Annotated in this window: 13 protein-coding genes; 7 read left to right on the top strand and 6 right to left on the bottom strand. The window is 66.6% G+C overall.

Going from position 1 to position 15522, the window contains the following annotated elements; genetic code table 11:
• Nucleotides 1–971 (bottom strand): oxygenase MpaB family protein (locus tag AC2VOG_RS17495; RefSeq protein WP_486941127.1); only part of this gene is annotated, 971 nt, incomplete at its 3' end.
• A 244-nt stretch (nt 972–1215) separates the two neighbouring features.
• On the opposite strand from AC2VOG_RS17495, the gene AC2VOG_RS17500 reads away from it, so the two are divergent.
• A complete protein-coding gene (locus AC2VOG_RS17500) occupies nt 1216–2154 on the top strand; it encodes an adenylate/guanylate cyclase domain-containing protein (protein ID WP_486941115.1) in 939 nt (312 codons plus the stop codon).
• Between the two features lie 9 nt (nt 2155–2163).
• Nucleotides 2164–2967, top strand: coding sequence for a rhomboid-like protein (locus tag AC2VOG_RS17505; protein ID WP_486941116.1), 804 nt, complete (start codon nt 2164–2166; stop codon nt 2965–2967).
• Between the two features lie 144 nt (nt 2968–3111).
• Here AC2VOG_RS17505 and AC2VOG_RS17510 read toward each other — a convergent pair whose 3' ends face one another.
• Together AC2VOG_RS17510 and AC2VOG_RS17515 are read right to left on the bottom strand one after the other, a co-directional pair.
• A complete protein-coding gene (locus tag AC2VOG_RS17510) occupies nt 3112–4443 on the bottom strand; it encodes a M1 family metallopeptidase (RefSeq protein ID WP_486941117.1) in 1332 nt (443 codons plus the stop codon).
• The gene (locus tag AC2VOG_RS17515; protein ID WP_486941118.1) at nt 4440–8345 is read right to left on the bottom strand and encodes a Pls/PosA family non-ribosomal peptide synthetase; all 3906 of its coding nucleotides are present in this window, start codon (nt 8343–8345) and stop codon (nt 4440–4442) included. The genes AC2VOG_RS17510 and AC2VOG_RS17515 overlap by 4 nt, the downstream gene beginning before the upstream one ends.
• Before the next feature lie 156 nt (nt 8346–8501).
• On the opposite strand from AC2VOG_RS17515, the gene vapB reads away from it, so the two are divergent.
• The 4 genes from vapB to AC2VOG_RS17535 all read left to right on the top strand — a co-directional run bounded on the left by vapB (nt 8502) and on the right by AC2VOG_RS17535 (nt 12363).
• Entirely contained in the window at nt 8502–8735 is a 234-nt protein-coding gene (gene vapB, locus AC2VOG_RS17520; RefSeq protein WP_486941119.1) for a type II toxin-antitoxin system VapB family antitoxin, read from the top strand.
• Nucleotides 8736–8916: 181 nt separating this feature from the next.
• A complete protein-coding gene (locus AC2VOG_RS17525) occupies nt 8917–9195 on the top strand; it encodes a hypothetical protein (protein WP_486941120.1) in 279 nt (92 codons plus the stop codon).
• Nucleotides 9196–9321: 126 nt separating this feature from the next.
• Nucleotides 9322–10527: a DoxX family protein gene (locus AC2VOG_RS17530; RefSeq protein ID WP_486941121.1), complete on the top strand. Its 1206-nt coding sequence runs from the start codon at nt 9322–9324 to the stop codon at nt 10525–10527.
• 579 nt (nt 10528–11106) lie between these two features.
• Complete coding sequence (locus tag AC2VOG_RS17535) at nt 11107–12363, top strand: DoxX family protein (RefSeq protein ID WP_486941122.1); 1257 nt, start codon at nt 11107–11109, stop codon at nt 12361–12363.
• A 79-nt stretch (nt 12364–12442) separates the two neighbouring features.
• Here AC2VOG_RS17535 and AC2VOG_RS17540 read toward each other — a convergent pair whose 3' ends face one another.
• From AC2VOG_RS17540 to AC2VOG_RS17550, 3 genes are all read right to left on the bottom strand, one after another.
• Nucleotides 12443–12865, bottom strand: a complete 423-nt coding sequence (locus tag AC2VOG_RS17540; protein WP_486941123.1) for a PIN domain-containing protein — start codon at nt 12863–12865, stop codon at nt 12443–12445.
• Nucleotides 12862–13089 (bottom strand): ribbon-helix-helix domain-containing protein, encoded by a 228-nt coding sequence (locus AC2VOG_RS17545; RefSeq protein WP_486941124.1) that lies wholly within the window; start codon nt 13087–13089, stop codon nt 12862–12864. The genes AC2VOG_RS17540 and AC2VOG_RS17545 overlap by 4 nt, the downstream gene beginning before the upstream one ends.
• A gap of 87 nt (nt 13090–13176) precedes the next feature.
• Nucleotides 13177–13860 (bottom strand): cyclase family protein, encoded by a 684-nt coding sequence (locus tag AC2VOG_RS17550; RefSeq protein WP_486941125.1) that lies wholly within the window; start codon nt 13858–13860, stop codon nt 13177–13179.
• Between the two features lie 91 nt (nt 13861–13951).
• On the opposite strand from AC2VOG_RS17550, the gene AC2VOG_RS17555 reads away from it, so the two are divergent.
• Complete coding sequence (locus tag AC2VOG_RS17555) at nt 13952–15112, top strand: alpha-hydroxy-acid oxidizing protein (RefSeq protein ID WP_486941126.1); 1161 nt, start codon at nt 13952–13954, stop codon at nt 15110–15112.
• Nucleotides 15113–15522: the final 410 nt, after the last annotated feature.

The following is a 15522-nucleotide window of genomic DNA, read 5'->3' on the forward strand; positions in this document are numbered from 1 at the left end:
GAACCGGCACGGGCCATGATGGATCTGCGCGGCGGGAAGTAGTGCATTGGTAGCCCGCGGCGATCCGACGGCGGCGCCATGAAGCGCGGCGCCTCGACGAGCGGAGCATCGGCAGGGGAGCGGCCCTCGGCCCGGCGGTACGCGGCGAGTGCCCGCGGATGCAGCCGAATCTCGTCGGGAACAGCCAGGAACGCGATCTCGACCAGTTTACCGAACAGTCGCAGAACCACCTCGTCGCTCGGAGTCCAACGCATACCGGCCTTTTCGCGCACCGAGGGCTCGAATAATCCCGCCGCGATCCAACGCTGGCTCGCGACAAGTGGTTTGAACAGCTGATCCCACACCGGCGTGGGCATCAGCACGAACTTCGGCTTGGGAATCCGGATGTCGAAGATATCCAGCGTGGCCTGATTGATCTCCAGTTCGTCGCGGCAGACCCGCTGCCAATACTCCTGGAAGTCCTCCCATGACTTGGGCACCGGCCGCATGCTCATGCCGTACATCCGGTACCACTGCACGTGTTCACCGAACAGCTGGCGCTTTTCGGCTTCGGTGAGGCCGCCGCAGAAATACTCGGCCACCTTGATCACCAGCATGAAAAAGGTGGCGTGCGCCCAGTAGAAGGTCTCGGGGTTCAAGGCGTGGTAGCGACGTCCGCCGGCATCGACGCCTTTGATGCCGCGGTGGTACTGCTTGATCTGCGCGCCGGTCTGGGAGGCTCGGCCGCCGTCGTAGACGACGCCCATGATCGGATACACCGAACGCGCCACCCGCTGCAGCGGCTCGCGCAACAGGATCGAGTGCTCTTCGACGCCGGCGCCGAGTTCTGGATACATGTTCTGGATCGCACCGATCCAGACACCCATCATGCCGGTGCGCAGATCGCCGAAGTATTTCCACGTCAGCGAGTCCGGCCCCAGCGGCGAAGCGGGCGGCAGCGGCTCTCGGTCTTCGGCGGCGATGCTGTGCATGGGGGACTGCGTGGGGGACACTGACGTCGTGGTCATTGTGGCCTCCTGATGCCGATGGCGCCGATCCGCCCACGATAATCATGACAACGCCTGTTGTCTATGATGTCGCGGGCGCGTCGCGCACTGTTATCGAGCGTCCATACGCGCGTCGCAGCGCTGTGATCAGCGAGTTCGTCGGTCGTCGTGGCGGGCACCACCACGACGGTCGTTGGCGGTCCTTCCCGCAGCACCTACTCTGAACTATGTGGAACTCGGCCCCCAACCGGTGTCCGGCGAGTCCGAGCGAACGGTGACCACGCCGGATCCATCTCATTCGCGGCAGCATTCGCCGACATCCCTGCGCGGTGCGGCGGAATGGCTGCGCAGCACCAACCAGAGCCCCGGCCTGATCGCACTGGTCCGCCGGGCGCGCCGCGGCTTGCCCGGCGATCCCGATTTCGGGGACCCGCTCTCGACGGCCGGCCAGGGTGGACCCCGCGCGGCGGCCCGGGCCGCCGGCCGGCTGCTGGGCGAACGCGGCGGTGCGTCCCGGGAAGTCAGCCTGGGCGCGCTGCAGGTGTGGCAGGCATTGACCGAGGCGGTCTCACGGCGTCCGGTCAATCAAGAGGTGACCATTGTTTTCACCGATCTGGTCGGTTTTTCCACCTGGTCGCTGCATGCCGGTGACGACGCCACGCTGACGCTGTTGCGACGGGTGGCGCGCGCGATCGAACCGCCGTTGCTCGAGGCCGGCGGGCACATCGTCAAACGGATGGGTGACGGCACCATGGCGGTGTTTGCCGATCCGCTCGTCGCGATAACCGCGGTGCTGGAGGCCAAACGGGCACTCAAAGGCGTCGATGTCGACGGCTACAAGCCGCGGATGCGGGTCGGAATTCACACCGGACGCCCGCAACGACTGGCCGCCGACTGGCTGGGCGTGGACGTCAATGTGGCCGCGCGGGTGATGGAGCGGGCCACCCGTGGCGGCGTCATGATCTCAGGGGCCACGCTGGATCGGCTCGGACCCGACGACTTGGTCACACTCGGGGTGGCGGCCAAGCGGGCCCACTGGTCGGTTTTCACCACCAAACCCGCCGGTCTACCTTCTGATTTGGCCATTTATCGGCTCAAGCCGTCAAGGGAAACTGTTAGCGACCTATCAGGCCTTGACAATCCGGACGGAGCCGGCCCGCAGGCATAGTAGAGGACGATGATAGTGCAGGTGTTGTCGCGGCTTTCGCGCGTGCGGATCACGCTCGGCTATGCCGTCGCGCTGATCGGTGTCAGCGCCGCGCTCGTCGAGCTGGGACCACGGGAGCGCGCGCACGTCGTCGCGCAGGCCAGCACCAACCTGCACAACCTGGCCCACGGTCATCTCGCCACCCTGCTGGACAGCGCCTTTGTCACCGACGCCGGTCCGATGTACTTCTGGCTGCCGTGCCTGGTCTGTTTGTTGGCCCTGGCCGAGCTGATCTGGCGCAGCGGGCGGTTGGCGATGGTGTTCATCACCGGCCACATCGGTGCCACGCTGCTGGTCGCCGCCGGCCTGACCGCCGCGATTGAGTTCCACTGGCTCCCGCTGTCGGTATCGCGCGCCAGCGACGTCGGGGTGAGCTACGGCGCGGTCGCGGTTCTGGGCGCGCTGACCTCGGCGATTCCCCGCCGGTGGCGTCCGGCCTGGATCGGCTTCTGGGTGCCGGTCGGCCTCGCCGCGGCGGCGTTGGGCGAAGACTTCACCGACATCGGACACACCGTCGCGCTGTTACTGGGCATGCTGGTATCCACCCGGCTGGACGGCCCGGCGCACTGGACCCGGGTCCGGTGCGCGCTGCTCGCGGTGGCTGCGGCTTTTGGGTTCCTGCTGTTGGCGCACGGCATCTGGCCGATGCTGGTCGCCGGCTCCGTCGGCGTTGTGGGCGCGGCCGCGGCCGACCTGCTGATCCGGTTACGTCAGACGCGCCGACCACTGGCGCCCGAGCTTGCCCCCGAACCGGCGCTGACGGCAGAGTGCTAAGTGGTCTGGCTCGCAAGTGCGTCGGGGGCCGGGAGTTACCTTCTCCGCGTCGAGATCGACGTTTTGGCAGCTATGCACGCGAACTTTGCCGCCAAAACGTCGATCTCGGTGCGCAAAGGCGCCCCGAACTTACGAGCGAGACCACTACGGCACCGCGCGCGAATACAGCCAGCAGTTCCACAGCTCCGCCAACGATTCGTTGCAGTAGCGCTCGGCCATACCGGTGAAATCATCGGTAACGGCGCTGGCATGGCGGTAGCTGGTCGTCCAATCTTGGAGCAGCGCAAAGAACTTCTCATCGCTGAGCCGTTTGCGTAGCGCATGCAGGGTGAGCGCGCCACGCTTGTAGACGCGATCGTCGAACATGTCGCGTGGCCCCGGGTCAGTGAGCAGTAGATCCTGCGGCGCTTTGCGCAGCTTCTCGTGATAGTGGTGCGCCCAGTGGTCGGCGCTGGGCCCGCCGCTGTGCTCGGACCACAACCACTCCGCATAGCAGGCGAAGCCTTCGTGCAGCCAGATGTCGCGCCACTGTCGCACGGTCACCGAATTGCCGAACCACTGGTGTGCCAGCTCGTGGGCGATCAGGCGCTCGCTGGCCCGTGTGCCATCGCAATGATTAGCCCCGAAAATCGAAACCCCTTGAGCTTCAAGGGGTATCTCCAGGTCATCGTCGGTCACCACGACGGTGTAGCCGTTTGCCAACGGATACGGCCCAAAAAGTTCGACGAACAGCTCCATCATTTCGGGCTGCCGTGCGAAGCCCTGGTAGAAGTCGCGGCGTAGCCGCTCGGGCAGCGCGGCCCGCATCTGCACCGGCGATGCGCCCAGCCGTATCAGCTCATACATCCCGATCTGCAGGGTGATCAGGTAGGTCGAGGTCGGTTCGGGCTGCTCGTAAGTCCACACGGTCTGCGCCGCGCGCGTGCGTCGAGACACCAAGCGGCCATTGGCGATCACCCGATAAGGATTGTCGACGCTGACCTGAATTCGGTAGGCGGCTTTCGCGCTGGGATGGTCGTCGCAGGGAAACCAGGAGGCGGCGCCGTTCGGCTGCCCGGCGACCAGCGCGCCGTCGGTCAGTTCCTCGAACCCGACCGCGCCCCACAACGATCGCAGCGGGCGCGGTGCACCGTGGTAGTGCACCGCGATCGTCATCGGCGCGCCGGACACCAGCGGCGACGCCAGTCGAATGCGGAGCTTCTTTTCCCGACAATCGAAGTGGCTGCAACGCTTGCCGTTCACGACCACCTTCGACACCGTCAGCGCGTCGGAGAAGTCGAGGGTGAACTCCGCCAATTCGGTCAGCGACTCGGCGGTGATCGTCGCGGTTCCCGACAGTCGATTGACGGCGACCTTGTACTCCAGTTCCAACGCATAGTGCGAGACGCGATAGCCCAGGTTGCCGGTCTTGGGCAGGTATGGATCGATGACTGGAGAAGCCTGGCGGGGCGCCGGCTTCTTGGCGGCACGCTTCACGCGGTGGCCTTCTTGCCGGGCTTCTCCCGGGCCGCATTCCACGGTCTGATGGGGTTACCTTGCCAGCGCGTGGATTTCGGTACCGAATCGCCGCGGACCACCAGCGACGCGGGTCCGACCGTCACGCCTGCGCCGAGCCGGGCCGACGGCAGGGCGACGCCGTGCGGGCCCAGCGTCGCGCCTGGCTCGAAGACGACTTCGTCCATCCGCATGATTCTGTCGTGGAACAGGTGCGTCTGCACAACGCAGCCGCGGTTGACGGTGCTGCCAGGGCCCAGCGTGACGAGGTCGGCCTCTGGCAGCCAGTAGGTTTCACACCACACGCCTCGCCCGACCTTGGCGCCGAGCGCCCGCAGCCAGATGTTCATCACCGGTGTGCCAACGGCTGCCCGGGCGAACCACGGCGCGGCGACGGTCTCCACAAATGTGTCCGCGAGTTCATTGCGCCACACGAACGACGACCACAGCGGACATTCGCCGGCCCGAATCCGGCCGACGAGAAGCCATTTCGCGGCCACCGCGACGCCCGCCGCCAGCAAGCCCGCAGTCAGCAATACCAGCCCGCCGCCGAGCGCCGCCGCCCAGATTCCGAAGACCCGCGCCAGCGCCTGGAGCACACCCAGCACCGCCAATCCGATCGCGCCCGTCACCATGACCGGGACCACCCGGAACGCCTCAACCGCCGACCGCATCGCCTTCAGCCGCCACGGCGGCTCGTAGGTGCGGGTCGTGTCGGCCTCAGTGGGGCGCCGGCGCAGCCGCATGGGCGGGCTGCCCAGCCAGGACGAACCACGCTTGGCCTTGGGAGGAGCCGCCGACAACACCGCGACCAGCCCATCCTCGGGCACCCGGCGGCCCGGTTGGGTGATGCCCGAGTTGCCCAGAAACGCCCGCCTGCCGACCGTCGTCGTGGCCGCGTAAATCCAGCCCCCACCAAGCTCGTAGGAGGCGACCATGGTGTCGTCGGCCAGGAACGCGCCGTCTTCGATCACGGTGAACTTCGGGATCAGCAGCACCGTGGAAATCTCGGTGTCGCGACCGACCTTCGCCCCGAGAGCCCGCAGCCAGGTCGGCGTCGCCAAGCTGGCGTAAACCGGGAACAGGTAATCGCGAGCGCCATCCATCAGTCGTTCGGTCGCCCACAATTGCCACCCACTGCGGCTGCGCACCGGGTGGTACCCCTCCCGCAGCCCGATGGACAGCAGTCGCACCGCCACGACCGTCATCACCGCATAGGCGGCCAGGGCAGCCAGCGTCGCGGCCGGTGTCCAGTACACGGCGGGCAGGACCGCCTCCGACAGCCGGTGGGTGTGCCGAACGCCGCGGCCGATCACGGCCAGCCCCGCCGCCAGCGCGGTCAGCGGCATCGCGGCCAGCAGCACCGATGTCAGCGCGTAGACCGCGACCCACTGGGAGCGCCGCGCCGGCCGTTCGTCGGGCCAAGGGTGTTTGACCCGGCCGGATTTCACCGCGGGTGAGCCCTTCCAATACTGGCGGCTCTTGACCTTGCCGACCACGCCCGAGCCGGGTGCGACGTCAGCGTTCTTGCCGATGACGGCGCCGGGCATCAAAGTGGTGCGGACGCCGATGGTGGCATCGTTGCCGATCGTGATCGCACCGACGTGGAACGTGTCGCCGTCGATCCAGTGCCCGCACAGGTCGACTTCGGGTTCGACCGCGCTGCGATGCCCAATTGTCAGCAGGCCGGTGACCGGCGGGACCGAGTGCAGGTCGACGCCCTTGCCGATCTGCGCGCCCAGTGCCCGGGCGTAATAGATCAGCCACGGCGCCCCGGCCAGGTTCTCGGCGCCACTGGCCGCGACCAGCCGCTCGGCCAGCCAGACCCGCAGGTGCAGCCACCCGCCGCGGGGATAGCTGCCCGGCCGCACCTTCGGCAGCAGCAGCCGTGCGGCGACAACGGCGATGCCCATCCGGCCCAGCGGTGTGACGAATACGACGAACCCCGCCGCGACCAGCCACCAGTTGACCGCGACGGTCCACGGCACCAGGTTCAGCGCGCCGGCGACGTTGTTGCCCAGCGCCAACCACGTCACCCACTGCAGCGCGGCCAGCGAGGCCAACGGCACCGACAGACCGATCTGCGCGAGCTGAGCCAGTCGCGGTGTCGGGCGTACTGCCCGCTCTGCGACATCCGGCGGCTTTTTCAGCTCGTCGAGGAAGCCGGCCAGCGAACCCAGCCGCGGATGGTCGTAGAGGTCGGCGACAGTGACCTGTGGATACCGGGCCCGCAGCGAGGCCACCAGCTGCGCCGCGGCGAGCGAACCGCCGCCGAGTGCGAAGAAGTCGGCTTCGGGGCCGTCGACGGCGGCGCCGAGCAGATGCCGCCACAACCCGGCCAGCCAGCTCGCCGTGCCGGCGAGGTCGGCCGGCACCTCGGCATCGCCGCCCGGCGGCGGCCAGGGCAACGCGTCGCGGTCGACCTTGCCGGAGGTACGGGTGGGCAGCGTGTCGACCCGCACCAGGCGGGGCACCAGCGCCGCCGGCAGCTGCTCGGCCAGACGGGCGCGCGCCGTGGCCATGTCGAAGTCGGGGTCGGCACTGGCGATGTAGCCCAACAGCACCGGGGTGCCCGCCGCCGTCCGCCGAACCGCTGCGGCCCCGCCGCTGACGCCCGGCAGGTGCACCAACGCCGAGTCCACCTCACCCAGTTCGATGCGACGGCCGCTGACTTTCACCTGGTCGTCGGCGCGGCCGCAGAAGATCAGGCCCTCGCGCTCCAGTCGCACCAGGTCACCGCTGCGGTAGGCCCGCCGCCAGCCCAGCGTCGGCATCGGGGCGTACTTCTCGGCGTCCTTGGCGTCGTCGAGGTAGCGCGCCAGCCCGACACCGCCGATCACCAACTCGCCGGTCTCGCCTTCGGCCACCGGCAGGCCGTCGCCGTCGACGACAGCCAGGTCCCAGCCCGGCAGCGGCAGCCCGATGCGCACCGGCCCCTCGCCGCTGAGCTGGGCGGCGCATGCGACGACGGTGGCCTCGGTGGGGCCGTAGGTGTTCCACACCTCCCGGCCGTCTTGGATACTTGGGCCCAGCCGCGCCGCCAGCTCCGGCGGGCATGCCTCGCCCCCGAAGATCAACAGCCGCACGGCTTCCAGCGCCTCGGCGGGCCAGAGCGCGGCCAGGGTGGGCACCGTCGAGACCACCGTGACGTCACGGCTGACCAGCCACGGTCCGAGGTCCATCCCGCTGCGCACCAGCGATCGCGGCGCGGGAACCAGGCAGGCGCCGTGCCGCCAGGCCAGCCACATCTCTTCGCACGAGGCGTCGAACGCCACCGACAGCCCGGCCAGCACCCGGTCGCCGGGGCCGATGGGATTGTCCCGCAGGAACATCTGCGCCTCGGCGTCGACGAACGCGGCAGCGCTGCGATGCGTGACGGCGACGCCTTTGGGCGTGCCCGTCGAGCCCGACGTGAAGATGATCCAGGCGTCGTCGCGTGGCAGCGGCGCGCCGGCTCGCCAGCCCCGCGAGGAGCCCGGGCCGCGGGCCATGCCGGCTTCGGTGACGATCGCGGCGACGTTCGCCTCGCGGAACACCAACTCCGCGCGCTCGTCGGGGTCGTCGGCGTCGACGGGCACATAGGCCGCGCCGGTGGCCAGGGTGGCCAGGATCGCCTCGTAGAGCGCGAAGCTGCCCGACGGCATCCGGATACCAATCCGGTCGCCGCGGCCGATGCCGCGGGCGGCCAGCCAGGCGACGCTGGCTTCGATATCGCTGATCAGTTCGCTGTAGGTGAGTTGGACGGTGCCATCGTCGATCGCTGTGGCGTCCGGGAAGCGGGCGGCGGTGTCGTACAGGACGTCGACGAGTGTGCGCGGGCCCGCCGCGCACGGCGACAGCAGGTATTGCGCCGGTATGCGCTCGGGTGCTCGGGGCGTCGCCACTCGTACGAAAATACTCAAGTTTCGGGGCTTTACCGGCCAGCGCGCGCACGGCGGGTCTTGAACTGCTGGCGGTTTCGGATCGTCGCCGAATTCGCTGTGGCCGCCGCAGCCGGCGTCCGCACCTGACATGCTGATATCGGAGATATCAGGAGGTTGATGGCCATGGCCGATGTGTCGATCAGGGGACTATCGGAGGCTGCGGTGGCGCACATCGACGCGTCGGCCGCGGCGAGGGGATTGTCGCGGCAGGAGTATCTGCGGCGGCGGTTCGAGACGGAGCGATCAGAGGGGCAACCTCACGCCAAGCTCACGCTCGATGACATGCTTCGCGCGGCCGCCGCAGCGACGGATCTCGACGACCCAGAGGTGATGAAGGGCGCGTGGCGGTGACCACGTGTTTGATCGACAAGTCGGCACTGGTTGGCTCTGGCTGGCTAGCACAATCATGACAGCACAACCCCAGCTTCACGACGTACATTTGGCAAACCCGCCGTCATAGCGCCCAGCGCGGGGCGCCGCGACCACGATGACCAACAAATACATTTCATTTCATTGAAGACCAGGAAAAGTGATGTGCGTGCTACCACGCGGTGTCAGCACCACACACATCGCCGCCACAGCGATAGTGCTCGCCGCGTCCCTGGCGGGTGCCGCCCCGGCCGACGCGGTGACCGGCGTGGTGGGTGTGGCGGACGCACCGGCCCCGACCGGTTATCTGACCGGCGGTCACGCCCCGGCGTCGCCCCCGCTGCCGCCGGGGTGCGAGCCCGACTCCACCGACCCGGCCTGCCACCCACCCCCACCCCGCCGCCGCTACCGGTACATCCCGGCGGCCCCGGCCTTTTGTTAAATGGTTGTGCAACCGGACGACGCCGTAGCGCCCACCGACAATGACCAGGTGCTCGGCTGGCATCTTTTGACCAGGGTCATGTTCCGCTTCTGCGTGGTCTAATTTGGGCTGTTTTGCCTGCTGTACGTGCAGATCATGGTCGTATTCACCGGGGCCTTGGGCGCGGTGTTGCCCCCGGAGGCGGCCTCATGGCAGATGAGCGTGCTGGGACCGGTCACCGAATGGGTCGGCCACCACGTATTCGGTGTCGACGCCGCTCTGCGCCCCGATTCGCGCAGCGGCGACCAGACCGCCATGTGGGTGTTCGTGTTCATTCTGCTGGTTGTCGCGATCATGGCGACCGTGCTGTGGAGCGTCCTGGATCGTCGACGCACCCACTACCGGCTTCTGCACGCCTGGTTTGTGGTGTTCGTGCGGATGTGTTTGGGTGGGCAGCTGCTCTATTACGGGGCGGTCAAAGTCATTCCGGTGCAGATGCCGGCCCCGCCGCTGACTGCACTGCTGCGCCCCTACGGACAACTCAGCTTGAACTGGGTGCTGTGGTTGCAGGTCGGCAGCTCCTACCCTTACGAAATCGCCCTCGGCCTCGTCGAGGTCGCCGCCGGAGTGTTGTTGTTTTGGCCGCGCACCGCCACCCTGGGCGCCCTGCTGGCGCTGGCCAGCACGGCGCAGGTGTTTTTGCTGAACATGACGTTCGATGTGTCGGTGAAAATCCTGTCGTTCCAGCTGCTGGTGCTCTCCCTGGTGCTGTTAGCCCCCCAAGCCCAGCGGCTGGCCAATATGCTTGTCCTGCAATGGCCATCGCCGCCGGCCACCCAACCCGCCCTGTTCACCAACGGCCGCGCCACCAGAGCCGCGGCCGCGGTGCAGGTCGGGTTGGGGGCCTGGATCCTGGCCGGGTCGCTACTTATCAGTGGGCTCGCGTGGCACTACGACGGCGGCGGTCGACCCAAGCCCGAGCTCTACGGCATCTGGACCGTCACCACCTTCACCCGCGACGGCGCGTCGCTGCCGCCGCTGACCACCCAACAACACCGCTGGCGACGCCTTGTCATCGAGGATCCCGACACCCTGAGCTACCAGCGAATGGACGACGTACTCGTCACAGTGCCCGCCGTCATCGACACCCACACCATCACCCTGCCCGACGCGCCGCCCTCGGCCACGCTCACCGTCGACCGCACCGCCCCCGACCGGCTGAGTCTGGCCGGGCAACTCAACGGCCACCCAGTCACCATGACGCTACGACGCCTCGACCTCGACCGCTTCCCCCTGAACCACGACCGTTTTCACTGGATCCAGGAATACCCAGACAACCCTCTGGAAGAGTAGAGGCTTGGTGGTGGGGCTACGTGGTCATGATCACCCCACCAGCCCGAACGCTGATCCACGGTGCATTGATCGGCGCACCCGCCGTCGTAACGTGCTGCGCGGGGGCAGCGAACACGTCGATGGCCAATAAAATACGTTTAATGGATGGACCAGGGGGAGTGAGTAGCGTCCCGCCAAGTGGTTGCCAGTTAACGGCGCTAAATTCTGCGCATGAACTCCGTTGTCGCAGCGATAGTGCTCGCCCTGTCCGTGGCGGGCAGTGCCGCCCCGGCTGATGCGATCACCGACATGGTTGGCGTGGCGGGCGCACCGGCCGCGATCAGCTGGTCGACCGGCGGCCATGATCCATCCTGCGACCCGCCCCCGCCCCCGCCGGACTGCCAGCCCGACTCCCCGGACCCGGCATGCCACCCAGCCCCACCGTCATGTTCCCCCCGGCACGTGTGTGGGTTCGTGCACTTCCCTATATATTGCCCCGGTCCAGCGGAGGTGGACCGGCCCGCGTTCCCCGGGGATTAGGTGAGAGCGGCGGCGCCCGGCAGCGACGATCAGCGGCCAGGCTGGGATCCTCTGACCCGTGTGGCGTTCCGCTTCTGCGTGATCTACTTCGGGTTGTTCTGCCTGCTGTTTCCTGAGATCACGTTCATCCTCACCGGATGCATCGGCCGGTTGCTGCCCCAAGGGGCGGTCTCCTGGCAGATGAACGCGCTGGGGCCGGTCACCGAATGGGTCGGCCGACACGTGTTCGGTATCGCTGCCGCCCTGCACCAGGATTCTGGCAGCGGCGACCAGGCAGCCATGTGGGTGCTGATGTTCACTGTGCTGGCCGTCGCGCTCACCGCGACCGCGGCCTGGAGCGTCCTTGACCGGCGACGCGGTGCCTACCCCCGTCTGCACGCCTGGTTTTCGGTATTCCTGCGGGTGTGTCTGGGTGGGGAGATGCTCTACTCCGGGGCGATCAAAGTCATTCCCGTGCAAATGCCAGCGCCGTCACTGACCGCGTTGCTGCGTCCCTACGGACAACTCAGCCCGACGTCGGTGCTGTGGTTGCAGGTCGGCAGCTCCTACCCCTACGAAATCGCCTTGGGCGCAGTTGAACTCGCCGCTGGTGTGTTGCTGTTTTGGCCCCGCACCGCGACCCTGGGCGCTCTGTTGGCGCTGGCCAGCATGGCGCAAGTGCTTTTGTTCAACATGACGTTCGACGTGTCGGTGAAGATCCTGTCTTTCCAGCTGCTGTTGCTCGCCCTGGTGCTGCTGGCTCCCCACGCCAAGTGGCTAGTCAATATCTTTGTCCTGCAACGGCCGTCGCCGCCGGTCACCCAACCAGTCCTGCTCACCAACGCCCGCGCCAATAAGCTCGCCACCACGATTCAGGTGACGTTAGGTGCCTGGGTTCTGGTCGGGTCACTGCTCACCAGTGGGCTCGCCTGGTACGACTACGGCGGCGGTCGACCCAAGCCCGAGCTCTACGGCATCTGGACCGTGGACACGTTCACCCGCGATGGCGCGTCGTTGCCGCCGCTGACCACCCAGCCGCACCGCTGGCAGCGCCTCATCATCGATTACCCTGACCGGCTCAGTTACCAACGGATGGATGGTGCCATCATCACCAGGGCCGCGGTCGTCAACACGCACACCATCACCCTGTCCGATGCGCCAGTGTCGTCTACGCTCACCGTCGACCGAACCGCCTCCGACCGGCTGCGCCTTTCCGGGCAACTACACGGCCACCCCGTGACCATGACGCTACGACGCCTCGACCTCGGCAGCTTGCCCCTGTACCGCAGCCGATTTCACTGGATCCAGGAATACCCCGACATCCCTCTGGAAGAATAGAGACTTGGTGGTGCTAGGAGCGGCGAGACAACCCGTTCCTTTGATGAATGTTGTCCAACTTATCTGTGGGCGGTCGGTATCACACGTCGGCGGGCAGCAAGGTGAACGTCCCGCCGTTGAGCGGGCGCAACACCCTGAAGTGCCGCTCGTCAAACGTCAGCACCTTGCGGGTGCCCGCCTTGGCGGCAGCGATCACGGTGCTCAGATCGGCCAACCCGACATCGAGTGCCGCGTACCGCCGTTCCAAATCGGCGACGACCTGGTAGTCGGCCGGCTCGAGGCATGCCGTTGTGAACCGCTCGTCGGCGAGATCGGCGAGGAAGGCCAGCCTTGCGTCACGACCGATGCGTTTGCCGAGGAGATAGTCGATTTCGGCAGTAACCGGCGCGGCAATGATCAACTCCCCGGGCTCATCCCGTAAAAGCGCTTCGATCTTTCCCTTCGCGCTGTCACGTCGATCCGCTACTGCGACGATCGGCGCGGCATCGACCACCATCGTCATGTGCCGAAGCCGTCGAGCAACTCGTCGTCTGGATAGTCCGCTACCGAATCGCCGGGTCCCTCGCCGCTTCCCACCACCGCGAAGTTTCGGTCACCGCGGACGGCTGGTTCATAGGATCGGATTGCGCGTCGAATTACCTCAGCCTGTGAGGTTCCCTCTCGCTCGGCGAGCGTTGCGAGCCGAACCGCCTCTTGCGCGCTGAGGTAGACACTCGTCTTCTGCACCTATGTAGGGTACCACGTAGGGCAATCGATAACTGGCACGTCAAGACCGCTGGGGAATCGAGTTTCCGGGCACTTGACCGATGATTTTCAGGCAATGGATGCGAAGAATGACAGCGCGTGATCGCCTTCGAACGCCAGAACCCGTGCCGGTGCCCCGTCGAGCCCCACCAAAGGGAGCGGCATGGCGATGATCCCGACGAATGGCGTTGAGATGCGGGACAGGTTGACGACGTACTCGATGTTGTATATGTCGTTACCCAAAAGAGTGTGGTGGACGATAGCGTCGTTGCCGTCCCACTCGTCCTTCCGGATGATCTCTTCCTCAGGGAAGTCGTAGACAACCGCTTTGACTGCGCGATCGACGAGCCAGCGTGCCCCGTCGCCGGTCAGGAACGGGGCGTTGCTGTGGAAATCGTCTGCGCCCCATTTGTGGTCGGTCCAATCTGTTCGCAGGATCGCAATGTCGTTTGGTGCCACTCCAGGGTCGCGGTCGTTCAGCACACTGCTGTCGATCGCGCGGTAGCTGTCGAAGTCTGAAAGATCGAATACTGCACCACGTCCCATCAGTCGCTGCGGCGCGACCTGATCGATGGTGGGGCCGCCCGCAATGAAGTGGCGTGGCGCATCGACATGCGTGCCGAAATGAGCGAACATCTTGAAGGTCGAGGATTGAACACCATGCTCCTCGAATGTGTGCGGTTCGGGGTAAAACGTGTTGCGCGATGTGTATCGTCCGTCGTTCTCCCGGATCGGCATTGTGAGGTCGATCATCGTGGCTGCACTCCTAGTTTGGGTGTCAGGCGGTGTACTCCCAGTCGAAAAGCAGTGGAACAGCACGCACCCTGCCTGCCAGGCTAGGGCTATGGCATTTGGTGACTACCAGGCGGAGATCTACCTGCAGGGCGTGGCCGGAGTAGTGCCGGCGCTGCCGATAACCTACGCCGGATTGGAGTCCCGGGCTGCTGCGATGATGCCGCCGCCGGTGTGGGCCTATGTCGCCGGTGGTGCCGGTGGTGAGCGCACCCAGCGGGCCAACGTCACTGCCTTTGAGCATTGGGGGCTGATGCCGCGGATGTTCGTCGGAGCCGACGAACGTGACCTGTCCGTGGAGATGTTCGGGATGACGTTGCCGGCGCCGGTGTTTATGGCGCCGATCGGCGTCATCGGCATCTGCGCTCAGGACGGCCACGGCGACCTGGCCTGCGCCCGCGCCGCCGCCATCACCGGAGTGCCGATGACGGTGTCGGTATTCGCTGCCGACCCGCTGGAGGACGTGGCGGCCGAGTTCGCTGGTACGCCAGGATTTTTCCAACTCTACGTGCCCAAAGACCGGGAACTGGCCGCCAGTTTGGTGCAGCGCGCTGAGGTTGCCGGGTATCGGGCCATCGTCGTCACCCTGGACCAGCCGGTGACCGGCTGGCGTCCACGCGACCTGGCGACGGCGTACTCTCCGCCCTTGCGCGGGCAATGCCTGACCAACTACACCAGCGACCCGGTGTTCCGCGCTGGGCTGACCGAGCCGCCCGAACAGAATCCGCAGGCCGCCATGCAGCATTGGTTGCAAACCTGGAGCACCCCACTGACCTGGGCCGATCTACCGTGGCTGCGTTCGCTGACCCAGCTACCGTTGATCGTCAAGGGCATCTGTCATCCCGACGACGTACGGCGCGCGAAAGACGTTGGGGTGGATGGCATTTACTGCTCCAACCACGGGGGACGGCAGGCCAACGGCGGCCTGCCAGCATTGGACTGCCTGCCGGCGGTGGTGAAGGCCGCCAACGGACTGCCGGTGCTGTTCGACTCAGGAATCCGCAGCGGCGCCGACATCATCAAGGCCCTTGCCCTGGGAGCGACCGCGGTGGGCATCGGCCGGCCATATGCCTATGGGTTGGCGCTAGGCGGGGTCGACGGCGTCGTGCATGTACTGCGCTCGCTGCTCGCTGAAGCCGACCTGCTCATGGCCATCGACGGATGTCCCAGCGTGAGCGATCTCACCACTGAGGCGTTGCGGCGCATCGAATGACACGCGGCCGGCTCATACCCAGACTTGCGGGATCAAACGGAACCGCTGGATTTATTTCGCAGCGGCGTGTGCGGCTTTGGTGTGGGCCAGCCGGTAGGACCGGTTTCCGGTCTCGATAATTTTGCCGCCCACAACAGCAGACCCGCTGCTACTGCGGCACCCAGCCGCCCCGCCCGGCCGACGCCCGGCACGATACCTGATACCGCTTCGGGCCCATCACTGCTGACCTGCTCGTCGACATCAGGCGGTGGTGCCTGGTCGCAACCGTCGACGTCGCTACCCATGGACCACCGCCCCTCCGTGCACAGTTTGCCGACCCACATATGATCGGCTCTTGCGCGTCACGCCGTGTCGCGTGCCCGCAATCTTCGCCCCAGAAGGAGTGTGTCGTCGCGTGGGTGCCCCGCCCC

Source organism: Mycobacterium sp. TH-M11, from assembly GCF_057473725.1.

Bases quoted from the DNA above. Each gene is read 5' to 3' on its own strand.
- AC2VOG_RS17505 (WP_486941116.1), top strand. From the start codon at position 2,164: ATGATAGTGCAGGTGTTGTCGCGGCTTTCGCGCGTGCGGATCACGCTC.
- vapB (WP_486941119.1), top strand. From the start codon at position 8,502: ATGGCCATGGCCGATGTGTCGATCAGGGGACTATCGGAGGCTGCGGTG.
- AC2VOG_RS17525 (WP_486941120.1), top strand. From the start codon at position 8,917: ATGTGCGTGCTACCACGCGGTGTCAGCACCACACACATCGCCGCCACA.
- AC2VOG_RS17540 (WP_486941123.1), bottom strand. From the start codon at position 12,865: ATGACGATGGTGGTCGATGCCGCGCCGATCGTCGCAGTAGCGGATCGA.
- AC2VOG_RS17550 (WP_486941125.1), bottom strand. From the start codon at position 13,860: ATGATCGACCTCACAATGCCGATCCGGGAGAACGACGGACGATACACA.
- AC2VOG_RS17555 (WP_486941126.1), top strand. From the start codon at position 13,952: ATGGCATTTGGTGACTACCAGGCGGAGATCTACCTGCAGGGCGTGGCC.